17 protein-coding genes, 5 tRNA genes, 2 rRNA genes and 1 other annotated feature are annotated in these 24,355 nt (G+C 32.5%); of the genes, 3 read left to right on the top strand and 21 right to left on the bottom strand.

All coding sequences use genetic code 11. The annotated features are described in order from the left end of the window. Window positions 1–33: 33 nt before the first annotated feature. Both dcd and BEE63_RS09860 read right to left on the bottom strand, forming a co-directional pair. Window positions 34–555, bottom strand: a complete 522-nt coding sequence (gene dcd / locus BEE63_RS09855; RefSeq protein WP_066021224.1) for a dCTP deaminase — start codon at window positions 553–555, stop codon at window positions 34–36. 142 nt (window positions 556–697) lie between these two features. Further along, complete coding sequence (locus BEE63_RS09860) at window positions 698–1,897, bottom strand: MerR family transcriptional regulator (RefSeq protein ID WP_066021225.1); 1,200 nt, start codon at window positions 1,895–1,897, stop codon at window positions 698–700. Between the two features lie 283 nt (window positions 1,898–2,180). On the opposite strand from BEE63_RS09860, the gene BEE63_RS09865 reads away from it, so the two are divergent. Beyond that, window positions 2,181–2,810: a hypothetical protein gene (locus tag BEE63_RS09865; protein ID WP_066021226.1), complete on the top strand. Its 630-nt coding sequence runs from the start codon at window positions 2,181–2,183 to the stop codon at window positions 2,808–2,810. 54 nt (window positions 2,811–2,864) lie between these two features. Here the strand turns inward: BEE63_RS09865 and BEE63_RS09870 are convergent. The 4 genes from BEE63_RS09870 to BEE63_RS09885 all read right to left on the bottom strand — a co-directional run bounded on the left by BEE63_RS09870 (window position 2,865) and on the right by BEE63_RS09885 (window position 4,335). Then, window positions 2,865–2,941 (bottom strand) — tRNA-Arg (locus tag BEE63_RS09870). A gap of 136 nt (window positions 2,942–3,077) precedes the next feature. After that, window positions 3,078–3,168 (bottom strand) — tRNA-Ser (locus tag BEE63_RS09875). A 34-nt stretch (window positions 3,169–3,202) separates the two neighbouring features. Next, a tRNA-Ser gene (locus tag BEE63_RS09880) sits at window positions 3,203–3,293 on the bottom strand. A 148-nt stretch (window positions 3,294–3,441) separates the two neighbouring features. After that, complete coding sequence (locus BEE63_RS09885; protein ID WP_066021227.1) at window positions 3,442–4,335, bottom strand: LysR family transcriptional regulator; 894 nt, start codon at window positions 4,333–4,335, stop codon at window positions 3,442–3,444. 122 nt (window positions 4,336–4,457) lie between these two features. Here BEE63_RS09885 and asd point away from each other — a divergent pair, with 122 nt between their 5' ends. Continuing rightward, entirely contained in the window at window positions 4,458–5,540 is a 1,083-nt protein-coding gene (gene asd / locus BEE63_RS09890; RefSeq protein WP_066021228.1) for an aspartate-semialdehyde dehydrogenase, read from the top strand. A 71-nt stretch (window positions 5,541–5,611) separates the two neighbouring features. On the opposite strand, the gene serS is transcribed toward asd, so the two are convergent. After that, window positions 5,612–6,886 (bottom strand): serine--tRNA ligase, encoded by a 1,275-nt coding sequence (serS, locus tag BEE63_RS09895; protein WP_066021229.1) that lies wholly within the window; start codon window positions 6,884–6,886, stop codon window positions 5,612–5,614. A 216-nt stretch (window positions 6,887–7,102) separates the two neighbouring features. Continuing rightward, complete coding sequence (locus tag BEE63_RS09900) at window positions 7,103–9,772, bottom strand: MDR family MFS transporter (RefSeq protein ID WP_066021230.1); 2,670 nt, start codon at window positions 9,770–9,772, stop codon at window positions 7,103–7,105. A gap of 158 nt (window positions 9,773–9,930) precedes the next feature. Here BEE63_RS09900 and BEE63_RS09905 point away from each other — a divergent pair, with 158 nt between their 5' ends. Then, entirely contained in the window at window positions 9,931–10,536 is a 606-nt protein-coding gene (locus BEE63_RS09905) for a TetR/AcrR family transcriptional regulator (protein ID WP_066021231.1), read from the top strand. Between the two features lie 88 nt (window positions 10,537–10,624). Here the strand turns inward: BEE63_RS09905 and BEE63_RS09910 are convergent, their stop codons facing one another. The 13 genes from BEE63_RS09910 to BEE63_RS09970 form a co-directional block, all read right to left on the bottom strand. Further along, window positions 10,625–11,869, bottom strand: coding sequence for a DUF1015 domain-containing protein (locus BEE63_RS09910; RefSeq protein WP_066021232.1), 1,245 nt, complete (start codon window positions 11,867–11,869; stop codon window positions 10,625–10,627). Between the two features lie 99 nt (window positions 11,870–11,968). Continuing rightward, entirely contained in the window at window positions 11,969–12,886 is a 918-nt protein-coding gene (locus BEE63_RS09915) for a D-2-hydroxyacid dehydrogenase (RefSeq protein WP_066021233.1), read from the bottom strand. A gap of 14 nt (window positions 12,887–12,900) precedes the next feature. Next, complete coding sequence (locus BEE63_RS09920) at window positions 12,901–13,974, bottom strand: pyridoxal-phosphate-dependent aminotransferase family protein (protein ID WP_066021234.1); 1,074 nt, start codon at window positions 13,972–13,974, stop codon at window positions 12,901–12,903. A 177-nt stretch (window positions 13,975–14,151) separates the two neighbouring features. After that, window positions 14,152–14,348: a binding site (T-box leader), on the bottom strand. Window positions 14,349–14,427: 79 nt separating this feature from the next. Continuing rightward, window positions 14,428–14,655, bottom strand: a complete 228-nt coding sequence (locus BEE63_RS09925) for a DUF1667 domain-containing protein (RefSeq protein ID WP_066021235.1) — start codon at window positions 14,653–14,655, stop codon at window positions 14,428–14,430. 10 nt (window positions 14,656–14,665) lie between these two features. Next, window positions 14,666–16,057, bottom strand: coding sequence for an FAD-dependent oxidoreductase (locus BEE63_RS09930; protein WP_066023208.1), 1,392 nt, complete (start codon window positions 16,055–16,057; stop codon window positions 14,666–14,668). 28 nt (window positions 16,058–16,085) lie between these two features. Then, window positions 16,086–16,943 (bottom strand): L,D-transpeptidase, encoded by an 858-nt coding sequence (locus tag BEE63_RS09935; RefSeq protein WP_066021236.1) that lies wholly within the window; start codon window positions 16,941–16,943, stop codon window positions 16,086–16,088. 192 nt (window positions 16,944–17,135) lie between these two features. After that, a complete protein-coding gene (locus tag BEE63_RS09940) occupies window positions 17,136–19,844 on the bottom strand; it encodes a UPF0182 family protein (protein WP_066021237.1) in 2,709 nt (902 codons plus the stop codon). A 23-nt stretch (window positions 19,845–19,867) separates the two neighbouring features. Then, window positions 19,868–20,383: a transcription repressor NadR gene (locus BEE63_RS09945; protein ID WP_066021238.1), complete on the bottom strand. Its 516-nt coding sequence runs from the start codon at window positions 20,381–20,383 to the stop codon at window positions 19,868–19,870. 61 nt (window positions 20,384–20,444) lie between these two features. Continuing rightward, entirely contained in the window at window positions 20,445–20,927 is a 483-nt protein-coding gene (locus BEE63_RS09950; RefSeq protein WP_347464323.1) for an HD domain-containing protein, read from the bottom strand. A gap of 88 nt (window positions 20,928–21,015) precedes the next feature. After that, window positions 21,016–21,091 (bottom strand) — tRNA-Ala (locus BEE63_RS09955). A gap of 3 nt (window positions 21,092–21,094) precedes the next feature. Then, window positions 21,095–21,171 (bottom strand) — tRNA-Ile (locus BEE63_RS09960). 3 nt (window positions 21,172–21,174) lie between these two features. Further along, window positions 21,175–21,291 (bottom strand): 5S ribosomal RNA (rrf, locus tag BEE63_RS09965). A gap of 72 nt (window positions 21,292–21,363) precedes the next feature. Beyond that, a 23S ribosomal RNA gene (locus tag BEE63_RS09970) occupies window positions 21,364–24,270 on the bottom strand. Between the last annotated feature and the right edge of the window lie 85 nt (window positions 24,271–24,355).

A 24,355-nucleotide genomic window follows, 5' to 3' on the forward strand; every position in this document is an offset into this window, starting at 1 on the left:
TACCACCCTAATTATTATACTATATCCTTCATATTATTTTTCAAAATCTTTATAAAGTAAGCTTGGCTGAATGCCTTTATTATTCTGATATTTACCGCTAGAATACTTATCATATTCTCCATCTAAATCATGGTAATAAATCTGACATAGTTCAACATCAGGATAAATTCTTATAGGCTGAACGCAGAATATTTCAAGTGTCCAGTATCCCTTAAATCCAACATCACCAAACCCAGCTGTAACATGAATGAAAAGCCCTAGTCTTCCAACTGATGACCTTCCTTCAAGCATAGGAACATATTTATCTGTTTCTGTATACTCTACAGTTCTTCCAAGATATAATTTTCTAGGCTCAAGCATAATTCCCTCTTTAGGAATTATAATTTTATGTGCTTTATTCTCCTTTTTCATATCTAAAACTTCTTCATCATAAACAAGAAGTTCGTTGTGCAATTTTAAGTTATAGCTGTTTGGATTAAGCTGTTTTTCATTATAAGGTTTTATTATTATTTCTTTTCCTAGCTGTTCTTTTATTTTTTTACCCGAAAGAATCATTTTTTATTATTCCCACCATTCTTCATATTATATAGGCATAATTCTTTATAATTATAACATAATAAATACTCATTATTAACAAGTTTAAATTAAAATAAATGACAGTAGCTAGTTTTTTAATCAAACTATCTACTGCCACTCATTATCTACTATTCTTCGAATAAAATTTAAAGGCTTCTCCAATAAATTTTGACGCACCATTTCCATACTTTTTATCTGTTGATTTTATAAAAGTAGTTCTTGATAAATAAAACTCTGACATATACCCAAAGAAATTATCGCCATCATCTACCTTTAATATTTTATTTTGCCTTTGATTTTCCTTTGCTATTTGAGAAACAATTTGTTGAATTTCCTTTGAAGTAGGATTCTTGCTTAAATTCTCTGTAAGTTTTTTATATAATTTCTCTATTTCAGGTTCATAATCACCTAAATAAATTTTCAAAGCCTTTCCAATAAACTTAGAAGCACCCTCTCCATATCTTTCATCTATCCACGCCATGCCAACTCCGCCATTTTCCTTATCATATTTTTCTAGTTCCTTAGGGTAATTATTCAAATATAGTCGTACCATAGTAAGCCAATAATAATCCCCGAGTTCACCTTTAAAAGCCTCATAATCTCTTTTAGCTATATTAGTTATTTCACTGGCAACTTGCTGGATTCCCTTTGAAGAAGGATCTTTGCTTAAATCAGCCGTAAGTTTCTTATATAGTTCTTTTAGTTTAGAATGTCTTTCATAAAAACAATCTTTTTTAAACTTATCAATTTGCTCTGCTTTAATTATTGCATCACTATTTAAATTTTTCTTTATAGCTTCAGTGAATTTTTTTATACTTCCATAATGCTTTATAGCTTCTTTAGCAATCTCAGTTTCCTTAGACTTAAATTTTTCAATATGCTCATTAAATCTATCTATACTACCATATATTTTAATTACCCTATCCTCGTGTTCTGTCTTAAATTCTTCTAAAACATTATAATACTCAGTCATATCAAATTCTTTAAAACTCATCCCGTTCTCTCCTTTTAAGGTTTTATTTATAAGCTCTATTAAACCATTTAATCTATCTCTTTTCAAAATAATTAGCTCCTTATGACTTTCTAGCGCTTTCATCCTATCAAAGTACGGGCTAGTTATGATTTCTTTAATTTCTTTTAGTGGTAAATCAAGTTCCTTAAAAAACAAAATCTGCTGCAAAATTTCAAGAGCCTTATCATCATAAAGTCTATATCCTGCCTCCGTTAACTTGGTTGGCTTTAGCAATTGAATTTTATCGTAGTAATGCAGCATACGTACACTTATCCCTGTTAAATCTGAAACTTGTTTTACTGTTCTCATAACTTCACCTCTAACTTTGATCTCAGAACTATAAATACTGCCTAATGCTCTGCCGGCATGAGTTTAACTTTTTTATGGTAAGACATATTATAGTTTATTACATAATGTCAGCGAAAAGCCCAACCCCTTATACGATATATATTACACTATGACATAATGTTATAGTCAATAACTTTTTAATAATATCTATATTTTAAAAAGTTATCATCCAATATTTACTTGTATTAAATTTATTGGTATAATACTGTGGTTAAATTTACAAATGAAAAATCAGGAGGAACTTATGAAAAAAATAATAACTTTATGCTTGAGCTTGTGCTTAATACTATTAACTTTTACTGCTTGCGGTTCTAAGAAAGTAAAAAAATTAACCAAAGACGATATTAACAAATATACTTCTCAGATGAAAAGCGATCCATTATCCGGAGACATAACTTTAAATGGTGTAAAATATTCTCTTCCAACTAAAGCTAAAAAATTAGAGGATAACGGCTTTAAATATAATGATTATAAAGATAAAGGACAACCCTTGAAGAATGGCTATTATGTACAAGATATCCATATGGATGATGGAAATAAAGGTGAAGACACTCGTATTGATGTAACTTTATATAATACAAGTGGATCTAGCGTGAAATTTGATGATGCTATGCTTGGTGCTATTAAAATAGAAAAAAGCGGTGATACTTATAAAAATACTGTTGTATTACCAAAAAGCATTACCCTATCTTCTACTTACGAAGATGTAATAAAAGCTTATGGTAAACCAAAGGTTGATTATATGAAATCAGCTAATTGGATAATATATTACAATACTGACATTGGTGAATATGGACAACAGCTTCGTATTTATTTCGATAAAAATACAAAAGTTATTCATTCAATAGAATTAAAAAATATACCTACAAACTAGAAATAAAAAAACAGGCTTCCTAAAATTAATTTAGAAAGCCTGCTTTTATTTATTTGGTGCGACAGGCAGGAGTCGAACCCGCAGCGCCTCGGTTCGTAGCCGAGTCCTCTATCCAGTTGAGGTACTATCGCATAATTACTAAGCATATTTATATTATCACAATAATCCAAAAAAATCAAACCTATACTTCATTAAGTATATTTACATAATATAAGTTTATCTATCTTTAGAAAAAATAAAAGGACATTCATAAAATAAATGTCCTTTTGGCGGAGAAGGAGAGTTTCGAACTCTCGCACCGGTTACCCGATCTATACCCTTAGCAAGGGCACCTCTTCAACCACTTGAGTACTTCTCCATGTGTTCTACTAAATAATCTTTTTTATATAAAATGGCGGAAAGATAGGGATTCGAACCCTAGGTGCGGTTACCCGCACGCCGGTTTTCAAGACCGGTGCCTTAAACCAACTCGACCATCTTTCCACAACAACGACATAAAATATTATATCAACTTATATTTAATTTGTCAACAAGTAAATAAAAATACAATAAAATATTTTATTTTCTAACTTGCAACAAGAACTATTATATCATCCTAAGATTTTTATGTCAACGTTTTATTTCATATTTATTATTTATTTTTTAACATAATCTCCTTGGACAGTTTAAGAAATGCACTAAGTGCCGGCGAAATCCACTTATCTTTATGATACAGAACCTGTGATATAATACCAAAATCCGGTCCACACCAATTTAAAGGAACTAATCTTCCTGTCTTTATTTCATCTTCTACAGCAACTTTCGGTAAAAGCGTTGTACCTAGTCCACTCATAGTAAATTGTTTTATAGCTTGAACACTACCTGTTTCAAGCGCAAGATTAGGCTTTATATTGTACTCACTTAGAATATTTTCAAATGCAGCTCTATAACTACATCCCATTTCCGTTAATATGAGTGGCTCTTCTGATATATCTTCTGGAAATACCTTGTCCTTTTTTGTGAGTGGATGTCCTGGATAAGTTAAAAGAACCATAGGTTCATCTATCTCAACTTCTGATATAAATTCTTTAGAATCTATCTTAGTTCCAAGTGAAAAAGCTGCATCTATTATATTATCTTTTAGAAAATGCCTAAAATCAGAACAAGTACCAAATTTAAGCGAAACATCTACTTCTGGATAAAGCTTTCTATACCTTTTAAGAACCTCTGGAAGTCTTATTACACATAAAGATTCTGCTGCACCTATAGTAAGAGTACCACTTGGCTTGCCATCATCTATTACAATATTTTTCATTTGATTCGAAAGCTTAATCATCTGTTTAGCATATGGAAGAAGCTTTTTACCCTCATATGTTAATGTTACTTTTTTGCCCATTCTCTCAAAAAGTTTTACCTTAAGTTCACTTTCTAAGCTCTTTATTTGAGTAGTAACCGTAGATTGAGCATAATTAAGCACATTAGATGCCTCTGTAAAACTCTGGTATTTACTTATAGCTATAAAAGTATTGAGTTGTTTAAAATCCATAAAACATCATTCCTATCAAAATTTTTGAATGTTTTAATCAAAATTATCAATTTTACTAATATGTACTTATATGTTAGCATATATAATATAAACAATCAATATTAAGTTTTGAGGTGATTTCAATGAAAAAATTGAAGGTTGGATTAATTGGCGGAACTGGAATGGTGGGACAAAGATTTGCCTGTCTCTTAAAAAATCATCCCTGGTTTGAGGTAACAGCAATAGCTGCAAGTAAAAGATCCGCCGGTTTAACTTATGAAGAAGCTGTAAAAAATAGATGGAAAATGAACGAGCCTATACCTGATAATGTTAAAAATATAGTAGTAGAGGATGCTTTAGATGTTGATAAATTTTCAAGCATGGTTGATTTTGTATTCTGCGCAATATCATTAAACAAAGAGGAAACTAAAATTCTTGAGGAAAACTACGCAAAGCATGAAACTCCTGTTATATCTAATAATTCAGCTAATAGGGGCATACCTGATGTTCCTGTTTTAATACCTGAAATAAATGGAAACCAAACAGATATAATTGAATTTCAAAAAAGACGACTAGGAACTAAAAGAGGATTTATAAGTGTTAAGCCTAATTGCTCTATTCAAAGCTATGTACCTCCTATAAGTGCTCTTATGAAGTATAACCCTGAATCTATACTTGCATGCACTTATCAAGCTATATCAGGCGCAGGTAAAACATTTAAAGAATGCCCTGAAATCCTAGATAACGTGATTCCTTATATTAAAGGTGAAGAAGAAAAAAGCGAGAATGAACCTTTAAAGATATGGGGATCTATAAAAAATGGTAAAATAATAAACGCTTCATCACCAATTATAACAACCCAGTGCATAAGAGTTCCAGTAACTGACGGTCACTTAGCAGCTGTATTTGTTAACTTTAAAAATAAACCTTCTAAAGATGAGATAATAGCTGCATGGGAAAATTTCAAAGCTCCTGATCAAATATTAAACCTACCAAGTGCACCAAAACAGTTTTTACACTATTTTGATGAATCTGATAGGCCACAAACTAAATTAGATAGAAACTTCCAAAATGGAATGGGCATAACTATGGGACGTTTAAGAGAGGATAAATTATTTCAATACAAATTTGTATGTCTATCCCACAATACTCTTCGTGGTGCTGCAGGTGGCGGAGTTTTAAGTGCTGAATTATTAAAATCACAGGGATATTTAACCGCCAAATAATATATTATAAAAATATACAAAATAAAAAGGTGACAAGCCAACTTCTATGGTTTATCACCTTTCATTTTATCCTATTTTATAACATCTACTCTCATATACTGTTTTAATGCATCTGGAACAGTTACAGTTCCATCTTCATTTTGATAATTTTCTAATATTGCTGCAACAGTTCTTCCAACTGCAAGCCCCGAACCATTAATAGTATGAATAAATTCTGGTTTAGCTTTAGGTTCTCTTCTAAATTTGATATTTGCACGTCTTGATTGAAAATCCTCAAAATTACTACAGCTTGATATTTCAACATATCTATTGTAGCTAGGCATCCAAACCTCTATATCATATTTTAATGCTGCAGTAAATCCTAAATCGCCCTTACATATTCTAACAACCCTGTAAGGTATATTTAATATTTGTAACATTTCTTCTGCATCATGAGTTAGTTTTTCAAGTTCATCATAAGAATCTTCCGGTTTAACAAATTTAACAAGCTCAACCTTATTAAATTGATGTTGACGAACAAGACCTCTTGTATCTCTTCCTGCTGAACCTGCTTCTGATCTAAAACATGCGCTGTAGGCAGCAAATTTATAAGGTAAATCTTCTCCCTTTAGTATTTCATCTCTGAAAAGATTTGTAACAGGGACTTCAGCTGTAGGTATTAAGAAGAAACCATTATCTACTTTGAATGCATCCTCTTCAAATTTAGGAAGCTGACCTGTACCTGTCATACTCGTTCTATTTACCATATATGGTGGAAGTATTTCTTCATATCCTTGTTTTTCAATATGTGTATCTAGAAAAAAGTTTATTACAGATCTTTCAAGTCTTGCTCCAAGTCCTCTATAAAAAGTAAATCTTGAGCCAGCTACTTTTCCTGCTCTCTCAAAATCAAGTATATTTAAATCTGTTCCAATATCCCAATGTGCTTTAAAATCAAAATTAAATTTCTTAGGTTCTCCCCATTTTCTGATTTCAACATTATCTGCATCAGATTTTCCTTCTGGAACACTTGGATGTGGAATATTAGGAATTCTAAGCATTATATACTGTATTTTTTCATCTATACCTGATAACTCAGCATCGATTCCTTTTATATCTTCTGAAATTTTCTTCATTTCAGTTAATAATTCATCTGCATTTTCTCCTGCCCTCTTAAGCTTAGCTATCTCTCCTGAATCTTTATTTCTTTTACTCTTTAAGTTTTCTACCTCTACGAGCTTTTTTCGTCTATCTTCGTCAAGTTTTACAAGTTCATCTATGACGGAAACATCAAAGTCCTCTCCTCTATTAGTTAATGCCTTTTTTATTTCTTCTGGATTGTTTCTTATCTTTTTTAAATCTAACATACTTGTTTTCTACTGAATATAAAATTCAATAGGTTCCTCCCTCCAATATTAAGCATTTTTTATATATAAATGTATTAATTTCAGCTTTATTAAACAATATATAATAATTTCATACATACATAACTTAGTTTATCACTAAAGCCTTAAAAATTCAAATAAGAGGTGGAAATTTTAATCTAATTTATCAAATAATCTAATAAATTAGTTTCAATCTAGTTATATTACTTTTTGGGAAAGATTATCATTAGATTTTATATCATTTTTATTATTAACTTTTTTATCTGTTAATAATCCTAAAACTGATGATAACATAATTATAATTGAAGCAAATGAAAATGTTTTATTGAAAGCCTCTGATATTTTTTCATTTTTGTCATCCTTAACTTTATTCAAAACCTCTTGCAGTGCACCTTTTTGACCTGCCATTCCCTCACTCTCTACTATCTTTTGAGTTCCATCTTTTACTTTTAGCGAAGCATCTACAAGTTTATCTGAACCATCTTTTAATTTTTCCGTTCCATCCTTAGCAACCTTCATTCCAGCTGTAACTTTATTTGAACCATCATATAGTTTAGATGAACCATTTTTTAATTTGGAAACTACATCATTCATATTTCCTATTCCTGTTTGAAGCTTTAATAGACCTTGTGACCCTGCTGAAACTTTATCTAATCCACTTGAAATTTGAATTACACCACTTTTAAAGTTACCGCCGTCTTGAAACTGTGATAAAACCTTTGAAGATGCTACTGCAACACCGCTTGCTCCTGATTTAACTGCCGTTCCAGATGCCACAATATTTTGAGTTCCCATAGAATTTAATTTATTTTCAAAATCACTTTCATTAGTTACTTTTGGATCCAGAGCCGCTGAATAAACTGTAACTAAGCTTGAAAGCATTGCTATTTTACTATTATCATTTTGAGCCTTTGCAGTATTAAGATTATTTTCATAAATTTCGAGCATTTTATTTGAATCAGGATTATTTTTTATCATCAAGTACATCATGTTATTTACCGCTGTAACATAACTATTAACACCACTAGAAAGCTTTTGAGCTCCATTATTAATACCAGAAGCTCCATCATATAAGGTTACACTGCCATTACCAGGTGAAAACTGCATAAGAAGCTTTTTAGCGCCAGCATCTAACTCCGATATACCATTTACTAAATTAGGAAGGTTATCACTTGCATCCTTTAATTTTTGACTACCCTCAGCTACTTTATTAATTCCAGTATTAAAGGTACCAATTCCAGAATTTAAAGAATTACCTCCACTATATATGGAATCCATTCCACCCTTTAAGGAACTTATTCCATTATTTAAGTTTTCTTCGCCATTGTAAATTTTACCATTAGCATCTCTAAGTTTGCTCGTTGCGTCATAAAGCTTTTTGAGTGTATCATTATTAACAAAAGTGGCATCTTTAGAAAACAGGTCAGAATTCTTTAAAATAGTACTTTGAATTGATTTTTGTATTGAAGCCTGCGACATATTACTTTTACTATTACTATCAGAATCATTAAATTCATCATTTATTATTTTTACAAGCTTTTTTCTAACTGGATATATTATTTCATGTTTATTATTTATATAAGAAATAGCATCTTTTTTAATGTCGTCCTTTGCACTAGATACATTTCCATTTAACATACTTACCAAAATTGCAATTCCTATACAACTTCCTATTTGCCTAGCGGCATTTATTATTCCAGAACCCATTCCACTTTTTTCTTTAGGGATGTATTTAACTGAAGATGAAAGCGCTTGAACAGAAAATCCAAGACCTATTCCACAGATAATTAAATCAAATATCATAGTACCCTTAGTAGTATTTACACTCAAATATGACAATCTAAAAGTGCCAATTCCAAGCATTAATATACCAATAAAATTTACAATTCTTGTACCAATCTTTTTACTTAAAATACTTCCAGTAGGGGTTGCTACCATTGCTGTAAGTGATACCGTCATCATAATAAAAGCTGCCTCAAGAGTATCATAGTTTAGCACATTTTGAAGATAATAGTTCAAAATAAGGAGAGGACACATAAGCCCAAAACCAGTTATCAAATAACATATGTTAGAAGCTGTAAAAGTAGGTTCTTTAAAAAGCTTAAGTTCTACCATAGGTTCAGAAAGCTTAAGTTCAATTATTATAAATGCTATAAGAGAAACTACAAAAGTTGTAAATAAAACTATTATTGTAGTTGAAGTCCATCCATAATCTTTTCCTTTAAGAAGAGCAAAAGTAAGACAAAATAAACTTATAGTTAATGTTATCATACCAAGCCAGTCTATACTTTTAGAAACTGTATTATCATAAGATTCTTCTACAAAAAGTAATATCATAACCAGTGATATTATAGTTAATGGTACATTTACAAAGAAAACTGACTGCCAGTTTATATATTTTATTAAAATTCCTCCAACCGGTGGACCACTTGCAGCTGCAAGACCAACTACTGCACCAGATGCTCCTACAACTATCTGCATTTTTTCCTTACCAAAAATCTCAATTCCCATTGGAAGCACTATTGGAGTTATTATAGCTCCACCAATACCCTGTATAAATCTCATTACTATAAGAAATAATAGCGAACTTGAAAATCCACAAAGTGCTGAACTAACGCCAAAAATTATAAGACCTATAATCATTAATTTTTTTCTTCCGAATTGATCCGCAATCTTTGATGCAGTAATCATAAAGACAGCCAATGCCAAAGCATAAATTGTGCTTATCCAACTAGTGTCTTTTAAACTTACATTAAAATAATTAGTTATGTCAGGAAGAGCAATATTAACAATTGTACTATCAATTACTCCAAGAAAAGCTGATATTAATATTCCAATAAATCCAATATATTTTGCTTTTTTATTCATTTTGCACCCACCTCCAAAATATGAAACTCATTTCATATTCATATTATAATCTTGTACCTAGTCTTTGTCAATATAAATATGAATTCAGTTTCATATTATATTGACAACACATTTTTATTGTATTAAAATAACTATAAAAGCTGTTAGGAGTGAATACTTTGAATAGAGAAGTTCGTGAACCGAAACAAAAACGTTCAATAGAAAAAAAGGAAAAAATATTATCTGCAGCCTATGAGCTTTTCACAAAAAATGGCTATTTCGATATGAATACAGCAGAAATTGCAAAAAAAGCTGGACTTTCAACGGGTACTGTTTACGCATATTTTAAAGATAAGAAAGACATACTCCTTGAATGCCTTTATAAAAATGGTAAGTTTTTTAGAAATAAGATTGTTAGTGAATTTAGTAAGCTTTCAGAAAGTAATGATCTTTTTGTTACTGTAAAAAGTATTCTCAATGTTTTTGTTGAATTTCATAATGTTTATCCCAAAAAATCACATGATGAGCTTATGGCATTAGTACATACTGACAAAGACGTAATGGAATATTTTCAATATATTAAAACTACAATGATGGATGCTGTTGTTGTGCAACTTAATAAATCTGGAATTGAATTAAAACACGAAAAGGAGCAATCATTTTTGATGTATTCTCTTATTGAAAATATTGAAGATGAGCTTGCCTTTAATATAAACCCTGATTTAGACAAGGATGTACTTATAGATGAATGTACCCGTGTTATTGTTTCAATGATAACAGGATAAAGTATATTATAAAATGAAAAAGCTATTGATACTATGCGATTTTGATTGCATTATATCAATAGCTTTTCTTGAAAAATTATATAGAAACTTATTTCAATTCATGAATAAACAGTCCACTTCTAAGCTTAGGTTCAAACCAGGTTGATTTAGGCGGCATTACATTATTACTATCAGCGACACCCATTAAATCTTCTATTGTTGTAGGATACATTGAGAACGCTATTTTCATATCTGTATTTGCTCTTTTTTCTAGTTCCTTAAGTCCTCTTATTCCTCCTACAAATTCAATTCTATCATCTTCTCTAGGGTCACCTATATTTAAAATAGGATGAAGAAGATTGTTTTGTAAGATTGAAACATCAAGACTCAGAACAGGATCAGATTCATCAAATGTTCCACCTTTTGCCGTTAACTTGTACCACTTTTTTTCAACATACATTCCAAATTGATGCTTTTCTTGAGGTCTATATGCTTTATCATTATTTACTTCCTCTACCTTAAATTTTTCCTTTATATTGTTTATTAATTCAGTAACAGTCATACCATTTAAGTCCTTAACCACTCTATTGTAGTCCATTATAGCAAGTTCTTCATCAGGAAAAAGCACTGAAAGGAAGAAATTGAATTCCTCTTCTCCTGTAAAGTCTGGATTTTCTTTTCTTCTCTTAAGTCCAACTTTTACTGCTGATGCTGCCCTATGATGTCCATCTGCAATATAAAGCGCATTTACTTTACTGAATAAATTTTCTATTTCATTTACAGTTTTATCATTATCTATTACCCATACTATATGAGCTATTCCATCATCACTTACAAAATCATAAACAGGCTTCTTTTTAGTTTCTTCTTTAACAATTTCATTTATTCGCGTGTCAGCTCTATAAGTTAAAAATATAGGTCCAGTATTTGCATTACAAAAGTCAACATGATTTATTCTATCCTTTTCCTTACTTGCAAGTGTAAACTCATGCTTTTTTATAACGCCATTAATATAGTCGTCAATAGCTGTGCACCCAACTATACCTGTTTGACTTCTGCCATTCATTATCTGTCTGTATATATATAAATTTTTCTTATTATCCTGAACAAGTATTCCCTTTTCAATCATTCCATATAAATTTTCTTTAGCTTTTTCATAAACTTCTTTGCTGTACTGATCTACGCCAACTGGTAAATCTATTTGTGCCTTATCTACATGGACGAAAGATAATTCATTCTTTGCACCAATTACCCTGGCTTCCGCTGTATTCATAACATCATATGGAAGCTCTGCAACTTTGCATGCTAATTTTTCTGTAGGTCTTATAGCCTTAAAAGCTTTTAACACTGCCATAATAAATTTTCTTCCTTTCCTTTGTAATTTATGTAATATAAAAGCCGCTGTTTATATAATCTTGTTATATAAATTATTCAGCGGCCTATATTTATGTCACTATTTAAACATATTTTCTACAAGATTTACTATTTCTTCACCGATTCTTGCCTGAGCTTCCTTTGTTGATGCCCCAATATGTGGTGTAACTGAAACTCTAGGATTTTCTATAAGCTCCTTACAAGGTTTAGGTTCTGTTTCAAAAACGTCAAGTGCTGCCCCTGCAATCTTTCCGTTATTAAGTGCATTTAGTAAAGCTTTTTCCGAAACAACTCCACCTCTAGCACAATTTATAATAAATGCCCCCTGTTTCATTACTGCAAACTCATCTTCACCTATTACATAACCTTTTTTCTTATCATAAGGTATATGCAAAGATACAAAATCAGCCTTCTTTAAAAGTTCTTTTATATCGTCATAAAACTCATATTTGTCATAACCTTCTGCTTTACCACATATATCGTTATAGATTACTTTCATTCCAAGTGCTTCCGCTCTCTTAGCAACTTCTCTTGCAATTCTTCCAAATCCGATAAGCCCCAATGTTTTTCCAAAAATCTCTGTTCCAGTATAAGCTTTCTTTTCCCATTTTCCCTGTCTTATAGTTACATTCGCAGTATTTATAAATCTTGAAACTGCAAACATATGTCCTATTGTAAGTTCAGCTACAGAAATTGTACTTGCCTTCGGAGTATTGTGTACTGTAAGCCCCTTATCTTTAGCATATGCTACATCAATATTGTCAACTCCAACCCCTGCTCTTATAACAAGTTTAAGCTTTGCCCCTGGAACTGTTGCTGCATCAATAACTTCTTTTGTTACTTTAGTTGCAGATCTTACTATAATAACTTCAAAATCTTTTATTTTTTCTAACAATTCATCTTTATCGTAGTGATCTTCAACTACATCATAGCCAAGCTTTCTTAATTTCTCAGCTGCGTTTTTGTTCATGCCATCATTGGCTAAAACTCTTATCATTATACAAAAGCCCCCTATTGTAATTTTAAAATATCATTAATATTTGCTATAAGTTCCTTTAAGTCATCCATTGTAAGGTCAGCCATATGTGCAATTCTAAATGTCTTTTCTTTTAATTTCCCATATCCATTTGATATAGCAAATCCCCTCTTACCAAGTTCCTTATTTAACTCTGCTACACTTATGCCCCTTGTATTCTTTATAGCAGTTACTGTATTAGAAAGATTATTTTCATCTCCAAATATTTCAAAATACTTTTTAGCCCAATCTCTTACGTAGTTAGCCATTTCAATATGCCTTTTATATCTATTTTCCATACCCTCTTCAAGCATCTTATTAAGTACATAGTCAAGTGCAAACATATGTGATAATGAAGGTGTTGATGGATATTGATAAGGTTTCTTTTGTACAAATTCGTAAAGTTTAAGTAAATCTAGATAATATCCTCTATGTTCAACTGTCTTTGCTCTTTCTACTGCTTTCTTTGAGAAAGAACATACTGCTAACCCTGGAGGAAGTCCAAGTGCTTTCTGAGATGATGTTATACAGATGTCAACTCCAAGCTTGTCTACTGGTATATCAGTTCCTCCCATAGAACTTACTGTATCAAGACACCATACTACATCTGGATATTTCTTTATAACTTTTGATAATTCCTCAACTGGATTCATTATTCCTGTTGAAGTTTCATTATGAGTTATAGTTATTAAATCATACTTTCCTGTTGCCAAAACTTCATCTACAAATTCAGGTTTAATTACCTCGCCCCATTCGACTTCATATAAATCAGCTGGTACATTATTATATGTTGCCATTTCATACCATCTTTTTCCAAATGCCCCTATTGAAAATACTGCTGCTCTTTTAGCTGTACATGAACGGATTGCTCCTTCCATAAGCCCACTACCAGAACTTGTTGAAAGTAATATTTCCTCTTTAGTCTGAAAAACAATTCTAAGCTTATCGCTTATTCTTTTTTGAAGTTCTGAAGCTTCTTTACTCCTATGTCCAATCATTGGTGTAGCCATTTTTTCAAGTACATCTGGTGCCACTTCTACGGGTCCAGGTATAAATAATTTCTTATGCATTTAAATGCCCCCTTATTTTTTAATTTATTTAAAATAGTTACTTTTTTGTATTATTTTTCTTAAAAAAGGTTATAAAAATAAGCAAATGATATTTGCGGAAAAAAATCCATATCAATTACTCTAATAAAGCTGAAATTTTTAAATTTTGACAATAAAAAAAGCCTTTCAATCCCCCTACTAAGGGACGAAAGACCGCGTTACCACCCTAATTAACCATTTAAAATGATTATCTTAATTGAAATATAACGACACATTGCCGTATTGCTCATCGCAATCCCTCCGAGGCGGATTCACCAAATAACAAATATCAGTTTTCACCAACCACTGACTCTCTTTAATTGCTAAATAGTTACTATTCTCTTCAACGGTTTATCAAATTCTTAAATTAACTTCAAATTCATTAACTATTTTAAATTATATATTTGCAAATACATTTTGTCAATACCTTTTTTATTATTTCTCTATATTTTTTGCAGCAATTATATCTACACCTGTATTTAATATATTTTGACATACTAAATCTCCACACTTTATAGGTGTCCCAATATAAAGTCTGCTAAGTGCCTTAGAACAATCTATAAATAATGATTTATCAATAGGTTCTCTGCTTTTTACAGGAATAACTTTTTCCTGTGATCCCTTTAATCTTACAAGTGTAGTTAGTATATCTTTATCATCCATTGCATCTCACCTACATTTCATTAAATTCTTTTATTCTTCCTGTAACAATATTAGATCCTTCACCTTTATTAAGTATATCCGTAAGTTTTTTATTTGTCTCTTTAGCTAAAATTTTAGCTACCTTATCTTCACAAGAACTTCCACAGCATTCACCACTTAGTGCTCCAGTTCTCCTCATTATTCCATATAATGTCCTAGCGCCTAACGGCCTTCTTATAGCATCAATTATTTCGCCCTCAGTAACTTGTTTGCATGCACAAATTATTCTTCCATACTTTGAATTCATAGCTATTACTTTCTTTTTTTGCTCATTATCCATGTATCTAAATCTATATATTTCACGTCTCTTATTATAAAAATCCTTTTTAGCCTTACACTTTAAATTTTCTACTACATTTTTGCATATGTTTTCACCCACTGTAGGTGCTATAGTTGCTGCAGCATAATTTTTGCATTGAATTTTTATGTATCCTTTATTTTCCAAATTATTTTCTATTATAACCTTATCATTGCTAAATTTACAACTATAAAAATCAATAATATTATCTTCTGAAATATTATCTGATATAATATTTAGTTTTTGCCTAGCCTCTTCATAAGTAATTTCATCTTTCGTAATAACTTTTGCTATAATATTTCCGTGGAAATCCTTAAAGAAATATACATTATTACCCTTATCATCTAATGCAAAAATAGCATCGTTCAATTTACTATTTACTTTTCCATCTATAACAAAACAGTTATAATTATTTTTAATAAAAATACCTTTTTCCTCATTCTTGAGTACATTTTCATTTTTGTGGGGTATAGTATTTATAACAATCTTACAGGTAAATTTATTTTTATTTGTAGTAACTTTAAATCCTTTTGATATTTTATTTATTTCAACTACCTTTTCATTTAGTCTAAAATTAACTCCATTATCAAAGGCTACCTCACCATATGCCAGTGTTAAATCATAAGGGGAAACAACTCCCATATTATGAGATAAAATTATACTTCCATCGCCGCATTTTAATTTTTTATTTTTTAAAAACTTCTTATCCTTAAGTAATTCTATCTCTTTTACTCCTCTTGTCTTAGCTCTATTATATATTTTATTTATTACATTTTGACTTTCTTCATCAATAGCCATAACAGCAGCATCAGCTCTTTTGAATTTAACATTTAACTCACTGCAAATATGCTCCATTAATTGGTTACCACGTAATTCTAAATTGTAAGTATCCTTACTTTTTGTCTCAATTCCGTTATAAACTAAATCTGAATTTATAATCGAAGTATCATTACCAATTTCATATTTCTTTTCAATGAGAGACACATTTAAATTGTATTTTGACAATTCATATGCCACAGCACAACCTATTATATCTCCTCCTAAAATTAAAACATCATAATCCATAAAATCCCCCCTATATATAAAACTTGCATTAATAGTGAACAAATATGACACTTTTATCTGTTGCAATATTATATATATATTGAGCATCCTTCAATGAAAGTCTTATTCCTCCATTAGTATCACGTTTGCCCAAGTTATTTTTTTCTCTTTTGTCTTCTTCATCTACTATTTTACCATTTTTTCTTATTTCATTAAAGGAAACAGAATTTATAAAATAATTATTAAAAAAACATATACCATACTTGGAACTTTCCTTTTCTCTTTTATTTGAAAATTCTAATGTTTTTTTCTTAACCTTAAAAATTCCTATAGGCGTTTCATCTTGAGAATTTTTTCTTCCGGTTGAGCATTTTATTGGATTTCTATTTATAATAACATTATTTTTATATATATTTATAACCTGCTTTGTAACATCTACATCAAATAAATTATCATAGTTTGGATAAGTTGATCCATCTAAATTTTCTGTGTTCTTTTTCACCCATCCGTTTATTAGCTTTCCACTTTCATCAACATAATTTGTTTCACAATATATATATCCCCTTTGTTCTTTAGTTGATACTAACTCATCACCTTTGTTTAGAATATATATTTTAGCAGAAGCCTTGTTAATATTACTTAATAGCTGAACATTATTTTTGTTTACATAATATGTAACCTTATTGCAATCATTTGAAGAAAATACTGCAATATTATCCTTCATCCTGTATTTCATTTCTTTAGTGACCTCTGCTTTAACTTTTTTTTCATAATCTATACTTGGCGGAACATATTCCCCTTTTTCATCATTATTTGTAAAAAATACAGGAGATATCACAATACAGCTCGCTATTACTGAACTAATAACGCACGATAAAAAAAACTTTTTAATACTTCCTCTAATCATTTTTTCCTCCATATATTTGCTATTATTTACAAAAGTCATTTATTTAAACAAATACATGGATAAAAAATAGAGAAACCAGTTTAAATATTAATTTACATGCACCATAATGACTTTAACATTAACATTTTGGACACACAAACTAATTTTCACTATGATTTCTCTACAAATTAAAACATACTATAATTTAATACTTTACTTATTCAATTCGCTTAAAATATTGCCAAGCTTATTAATATCTTCCCCATATTTACTCCAATCCCCACTTTTCTGTGCATCAATAGCTTCGTTATATAAGTCCTGAGCCTGCTTTAATTTATCCTTATTATCATTATTATTTACTGAACCGTTTTGAACCGAATTATCGTTGCCATTTTCCGCATTATTAAATATCTGCTTAAAAGCATCATTAATATTTTGGGTCATAACTATTTTACTTCCAAGTGATACAATAACCCTTTTTACTTCCGGCATGCTATTCTTTCCCTGCGCTCTTAAATACACAGGCTCCACATACAATAAAGAGTTTTTAATTGGAATTATAGAAGTATCTCCAAAGTAAACTTTAGATCCCTGTGTATTCCACAAAGAGACTTCTCTAGAAATTGCAGGATCCTGATTTATTTTTTGCTTAAACAAATATGGACTATAAACTGTTTTTTCAGTAGGAAGCTTATATAGAACAAACTTACCATAGTTGTTTCCATCCATTCTAGCTCCAAATATAGCAGCCATATTATCCTTATCTTTCATATTAAAATACTCCATAAGAACCATTTCTGCCTTTTTTTCACCTGGAAGTTTCATAACCATATATGATGAATCACTTACTCCTTTTTCACCTTCTATTTCTTTCTGATTCTTAGAAGTTTCCCACAAATCTTCACCGTTATAAAACACTCCTGTATCCTTAACATGGTATTTTCCAAGAACATCACATTGAGTTGTAAATAAATCCTGTGGATATTTAAAGTGCTTTTTTATATCATTAGGAATTTCACTTTCACTTTTAAATAGTCCCGGAAATATCTTAGAATAACTATTAGCTATAGGATCACTTTTATCAACAACATAAAACTTAGTAGTACCATCTACAGCATCTATAATAACTTTTACAGAATTCCTTATATAATTCACATTATTATATGGCTGGGAATACGGATATCTATCTGACGTAGTATAGGCATCCACAACCCAATACATTTTACCTCCACTTAAAACAACATATGGATCCTTATCATATGTTAAAAATGGCGCAATTTTTTTTCCTCTATCAACTACATTTCTATTTATTAAAATCTTACTATTATTCGTTATATTTTCGGAAAGTAAGAAATTAGAATCCCTTTTATTTATGGCAAATAAAACTTTATTTAAAAATGACGCTTTTATTCCACCTTTGCCATTGTAATTATTAGTTTTATTTTCTCCTCCATTTGGATAGTCAAATTCCCCAAGTGTATTATTTGCAATAGCATAATCATTAGTTTGTTCTCCATAATATATTCTAGGGTTTGAAATCTTAAGATTACTATCAGTTTTAGGAGGTATATCATTAATTACAAAATTAGGCTGTCCTTCACTGGTTACTGAATTAACTTTGCTCATTACAAGTCCATATCCATGAGTATATATAAGATGCCTATTCTGCCATGTATCTGCATTTCCTTCAAGTGACTTACTGTCTATTTCTCTTAGAGATAAAAAAACTTCATTGTATTTTCCATTTATATTATATCTGTCTACATCCATATCTTTAAAATCATAATAATATCTTATTACCTGTACCTGATTATAAAATTCTAGAGCAGGGGTAACCGAATTTATTTTTATATTATCTATAGTATCTCTATTACTTGCTATATCACTTTCAGTAAGACTATCATCTGACGGAAATTTCTTTTCATCCACATTGTCTATATTAAAAGCCCTTCTCGTGTACTTAATATTATTTTTAATATATGGCGCTTCCATATTCTTTTCATTTGATTTTACAATTAAATTTTGTACTATTTCAGAGGTAATACCCTCTCCTGCAATTAAAACTAAAATCAAACCTACAGATATAAAAATAGGCTTTATCCTATACTTTACTATACTTCTAAAAATAACAATAGATGATATTACAGCCGCAGCTATTATTATTAAGTAAAAGACAAACGACACATGTATATCTGTATAACCAGCCCCGTACACTACACCTCTCAGCGAGTAGACTAAATTAAATGCCTTTATAATGTAGCCAAATGCAACTAATAGCATTATAAAAAAAGCTATTGTAGCAAACTGTCTTCCCGCAAAATTACTTAGTCCTCTAAAAAACTCTCCTATCCTAATCCCACCGTGAAAATTCCTATTTTCTATGCTTTCCTTTAAGTTTAATGTTATGTAAAGTACAACAGTTACTACTGCCATAAATATTAAAAACATTAACAAAACACAATATAAAGATTCTATAAGTGGAAGCTTAAACACATAAAAAGAAACATCGATATTAAAAATAGGATCTTTTACATTAAAACTTGTTGAATTAGTAAACTGAAGTATTCTATACCAGTAAATTGATGCTGTAAAATACGATACAATAAAAGATATAATAGCATCTACTACAATAAAGATTCTTTTTTTTATTTTTTCACTTTTACTATTTATGCTGACAACCTTATTCCATTTAATAAGTACTTTTTTCATACTCTTGCAGTAAAGCCATATGCCAATATATATAATTGCAAAAATAGGAATCATTAATTTTAACACTGCATTAATTTTAGTAAAATAAACAGAAATATATCCAACCTCTTTAAACCATTCTAAGTTTATTATAAAATCCGTTACTTTGCCTAAAGATGCTGCTATAATTACTAAAGCTAAAATTACAGTTACAATAGTAACCTTCTTTTTCATAACATCCACCTCATTTTTTATTTCTAATCAGATATTATATATTTCTTTTTCGTCAATTCATCTATTATATTTTTCATATCCTCTTCATTTTCCGCACTTATAGTATGCAGGTGAACTCCTCCTGTAAGTATAGAAAGAGGCTCAGCTCCATAGTTATGAAGTTTTTTCATAAAGTTTTTCACATCAAAAAGCGTTCTAACCATAAGTATTCCACGTATTTCTCCATAAAGAGGGTGTTCTATAATAACATCTTCAACAATTCCTCCAAATTTAACAACTGAATTAAGTTCGTCTTCTATATCTTCAGTATTATGTGATACTGCTAGTACTCTTTTTACTGAACTAAAAGTATCTTTCGTAGTTATATATCCTTTAGGTGTAGCTATTATTTTATTGCCCTCTGCTCTAAGTATAGCTATATCCTTTACAATAATTTGTCTTGTTACACCTAAGTCTTTTGCAATTGTACTTCCCTTAATAGGTTCATCACTTTTTTTTAATATATCTTTTATATTTTTTCTTCTTGTTTCAGAAATCATACATATCACCATACTTTAATTATATTTATATATATAATTTTATCATATATAATAACATATATTAATTTTTATCATCACATTTTTGCAATATATTGAGCTTTAAATCATTGCCAATTTTATTATCATGATTTTTTACCAAAAATAACACTTCATCATTTTCTAATTCCTTAATGAGGCAATAACCAATATATCCATGATTATAATAAATATATATGCTTTTTATGCTGCTAAACTTTTTTATTTTTCCCTTTGTTATCTTATCTAAAATAACTATAATTGACTTATCGATTAAGTTTGTATGTACCTTTATTTTACCTATATCATGCAAAAGAGCTGCTTTTATTAAATCGTTTGAATCTATAAAATTAAGCTTACATTCTTCCTCTACATCCCTTGCTACATTAACTGAGTGCTTTTGCTCATGAATAGATAATTTATTAAACAGAGTAATTTCAGCTACATTTAAATATTTTTTAACATACTTTTTATCTTCTGAATTCATATTTGCAACTACATAACTAAAAAATTGTCTTATCCTATTCACTATAATCACTCCAAACTTAACCTTATTATAACAAATAATTTAAATTAGTATATAAAAAAAGATAGTAGATTAAATATCTACTATCTTATGGTGGAGAATAAGAGATTCGAACTCTTGACCCCCTGCGTGCAAGGCAGGTGCTCTCCCAGCTGAGCTAATCCCCCATATGGTGGACCTTCAGGGACTCGAACCCCAGACCGACCGGTTATGAGCCGGTTGCTCTAACCAACTGAGCTAAAGATCCATTACCCGGCAATGACCTACTCTCCCACAGGGCAACCCCTGCAGTACCATCGGCGCTTTGGTTCTTAACCTTCGTGTTCGGTATGGGAACGGGTGTTGCAACCAAGCTATGATCACCGGATTTACATTTTGTTTTTTGAAAGTTTTATATACTTTCAAAATTGCATAGTAACTTATATATATTTACTCTTTATTGGTCAAGCCCTCGACCTATTAGTATCAGTCAGCTTAAAATGTTACCACTCTTACACCTCTGACCTATCAACCTGTTGTTCTTTCAGGGGTCTTACTAACTTATGTTATGGGAAATCTTATCTTGAGGTGGGCTTCACGCTTAGATGCCTTCAGCGTTTATCCCGTCCCGACATAGCTACCCAGCCGTGCCTTTGGTAAGACAACTGGTACACCAGAGGTCAGTCCATCCCGGTCCTCTCGTACTAAGGACAGCTCCTCTCAAATTTCCTTCGCCCGCGACGGATAGGGACCGAACTGTCTCACGACGTTCTGAACCCAGCTCGCGTGCCGCTTTAATGGGCGAACAGCCCAACCCTTGGGACCTACTTCAGCCCCAGGATGCGACGAGCCGACATCGAGGTGCCAAACCTCCCCGTCGATGTGGACTCTTGGGGGAGATCAGCCTGTTATCCCCGAGGTAGCTTTTATCCGTTGAGCGATGACCCTCCCACGAGGAGTCACCGGATCACTAAGCCCGACTTTCGTCTCTGCTCCACTTGTTTGTGTCGCAGTCAGGCTCCCTTCTGCCTTTGCACTCTACGCGCGGTTTCCAACCGCGCTGAGGGAACCTTTGGGCGCCTCCGTTACATTTTAGGAGGCGACCGCCCCAGTCAAACTGCCCACCTAGCTATGTCCCGTGACCAGTTTCATGGCCTCCGGTTAGAACCTCAGTACTGTCAGGGTGGTATCCCAAAGGTGACTCCACAATCCCTGACGGAACTGCTTCCAAGTCTCCCACCTATTCTGTACAGACAATACCGAAATTCAATGCTAAGCTACAGTAAAGCTCTACGGGGTCTTTCCGTCCAATCGCGGGTAGCAAGCATCTTCACTTGCACTACAATTTCGCCGGATTTGCTGTTGAGACAGTGCCCAAATCATTACGCCATTCGTGCGGGTCGGAACTTACCCGACAAGGAATTTCGCTACCTTAGGACCGTTATAGTTACGGCCGCCGTTTACTGGGGCTTAAGTTCATGCCTTCGCTTGCGCTAAGCATTCCCCTTAACCTTCCAGCACCGGGCAGGCGTCAGCTCCTATACTTCAGCTTTCGCTTTAGCAGAAACCTGTGTTTTTGATAAACAGTTGCTTGGGCCTATTCTCTGCGACCTGCTCTCGCAGGCACCCCTTCTCCCGAAGTTACGGGGTCAATTTGCCGAGTTCCTTAACAGCAATTCTTCCGATGGTCTTAGGATTCTCTCCTCACCTACCTGTGTCGGTTTGCGGTACGGGCACAAAACTCCTGGATAGAGACTTTTCTTGGCAGCATGAAATCAGATATTTCGGTAGTAAACTACCTCATCATTACATCCCAGACTTACGAAAAGCGGATTTTCCTGCTTTCCATCCTCAATGCTTAAGCGCACTTCCAATAACATACGCATATCCTATCCTTCTGCGTCATCCCATTTCTCATAACGTTGTTTTGCGGTATCGGAATATCAACCGATTGTCCATCACCTACGCCATTCGGCCTCGGCTTAGGTCCCGACTTACCCTGGGCGGACGAACCTTCCCCAGGAAACCTTAGGTTTTCGACCACTAAGATTCTCACTTAGTTCTCGCTACTTATGCCAGCATACTCTCTCCTGCACAGTCCACCGCTCCTTACGGTACGACTTCAACCCATGCAGGATGCTCCTCTACCACTTGTACGTAGTACAAGTCCACAGCTTCGGTGTTAGATTTTAGCCCCGGACATTTTCGGCGCAGGATCTCTTGACTAGTGAGCTATTACGCACTCTTTTAATGTATGGCTGCTTCTGAGCCAACATCCTAGTTGTCTTAGAAATCCCACATCCTTTACCACTTAATCTATACTTTGGGACCTTAGCTGGTGATCTGGGCTGTTTCCCTTTTGACTACGGATCTTATCACTCGCAGTCTGACTACTGTGATTCAAGTATCCAGCATTCGGAGTTTGATAAAGTTCAGTAACTGTTGTCAGCCCCTACCTCATTCAGTGCTCTACCTCCGGTACTCATTCACAGCGCTAGCCCTAAAGCTATTTCGAGGAGAACCAGCTATATCCGAGTTCGATTGGAATTTCTCCCCTATCCACAGTTCATCCCATGGTTTTTCAACACCATTGTGGTTCGGACCTCCACGGAATTTTACTTCCGCTTCACCCTGACCATGGATAGGTCACCCGGTTTCGGGTCTACAGCATGCAACTATGCGCCCTATTAAGACTTGGTTTCCCTTCGGCTGCGCACCTTAAGTGCTTAACCTTGCTGCATACCGTAACTCGCTGGCTCGTTCTACAAAAAGCACATCATCACACGTTAATGTGTTCTGATCGGTTGTGGACACACGGTTTCAGGTTCTATTTCACTCCCCTTCCGGGGTTCTTTTCACCTTTCCCTCACGGTACTGCTTCACTATCGGTCACTAGGTAGTATTTAGCCTTGGGAGGTGGTCCTCCCAGCTTCCCACAAGGTTTCACGTGTCTCGTGGTACTCTGGAACAGATCGGGCTTTTTTCTCTTTTTACCTACAGGACTTTTACCTTCTACGGTTTAACTTTCCAGAAATCTTCGGTTAAGATATAAAGCTTTAATGATCTGCCCGCAACCCCGGAAACAAGTTTCCGGTTTGGGCTCTTTCCCTTTCGCTCGCCGCTACTAAGGAAATCGATTTTTCTTTCTCTTCCTCCGGGTACTTAGATGTTTCAGTTCCCCGGGTTTACCTCTATATACCTATGAATTCAGTATACAGTCCATGGATACAATCCATGGGGGTTTCCCCATTCGGAAATCTTTGGTTCACAGGCTATTTGCGCCTACCCAAAGCTTATCGCAGCTTATCACGTCCTTCTTCGGCTCCTAGTGCCAAGGCATTCACCATGCGCCCTTTGTAGCTTGACCTTAAGTAAATATATTTAAATTCAAACAACAAAGAATTAACTTTGCCTTGCTTTAGAGTATTACTCTTATTCATTACTATGCAATT

The sequence above is a fragment of the Clostridium pasteurianum genome (assembly GCF_001705235.1).
GTDB classification, from domain to species: Bacteria; Bacillota; Clostridia; order Clostridiales; family Clostridiaceae; genus Clostridium_S; species Clostridium_S pasteurianum_A.

What these genes read in the sequence shown, in the direction of transcription:
- BEE63_RS09940 (WP_066021237.1), bottom strand. Translation starts at nt 19,844, where the DNA reads ATGAAAAAGAAGGTTACTATTGTAACTGTAATTTTAGCTTTAGTAATT.
- BEE63_RS09920 (WP_066021234.1), bottom strand. Translation starts at nt 13,974, where the DNA reads ATGCATAAGAAATTATTTATACCTGGACCCGTAGAAGTGGCACCAGAT.
- BEE63_RS09935 (WP_066021236.1), bottom strand. Translation starts at nt 16,943, where the DNA reads ATGATTAGAGGAAGTATTAAAAAGTTTTTTTTATCGTGCGTTATTAGT.
- BEE63_RS09925 (WP_066021235.1), bottom strand. Translation starts at nt 14,655, where the DNA reads ATGGATGATAAAGATATACTAACTACACTTGTAAGATTAAAGGGATCA.
- BEE63_RS09860 (WP_066021225.1), bottom strand. Translation starts at nt 1,897, where the DNA reads ATGAGAACAGTAAAACAAGTTTCAGATTTAACAGGGATAAGTGTACGT.
- BEE63_RS09865 (WP_066021226.1), top strand. Translation starts at nt 2,181, where the DNA reads ATGAAAAAAATAATAACTTTATGCTTGAGCTTGTGCTTAATACTATTA.
- asd (WP_066021228.1), top strand. Translation starts at nt 4,458, where the DNA reads ATGAAAAAATTGAAGGTTGGATTAATTGGCGGAACTGGAATGGTGGGA.
- BEE63_RS09915 (WP_066021233.1), bottom strand. Translation starts at nt 12,886, where the DNA reads ATGATAAGAGTTTTAGCCAATGATGGCATGAACAAAAACGCAGCTGAG.
- BEE63_RS09900 (WP_066021230.1), bottom strand. Translation starts at nt 9,772, where the DNA reads ATGAATAAAAAAGCAAAATATATTGGATTTATTGGAATATTAATATCA.
- BEE63_RS09945 (WP_066021238.1), bottom strand. Translation starts at nt 20,383, where the DNA reads ATGATTTCTGAAACAAGAAGAAAAAATATAAAAGATATATTAAAAAAA.
- BEE63_RS09910 (WP_066021232.1), bottom strand. Translation starts at nt 11,869, where the DNA reads ATGGCAGTGTTAAAAGCTTTTAAGGCTATAAGACCTACAGAAAAATTA.
- BEE63_RS09930 (WP_066023208.1), bottom strand. Translation starts at nt 16,057, where the DNA reads ATGGATTATGATGTTTTAATTTTAGGAGGAGATATAATAGGTTGTGCT.
- dcd (WP_066021224.1), bottom strand. Translation starts at nt 555, where the DNA reads ATGATTCTTTCGGGTAAAAAAATAAAAGAACAGCTAGGAAAAGAAATA.
- serS (WP_066021229.1), bottom strand. Translation starts at nt 6,886, where the DNA reads ATGTTAGATTTAAAAAAGATAAGAAACAATCCAGAAGAAATAAAAAAG.
- BEE63_RS09885 (WP_066021227.1), bottom strand. Translation starts at nt 4,335, where the DNA reads ATGGATTTTAAACAACTCAATACTTTTATAGCTATAAGTAAATACCAG.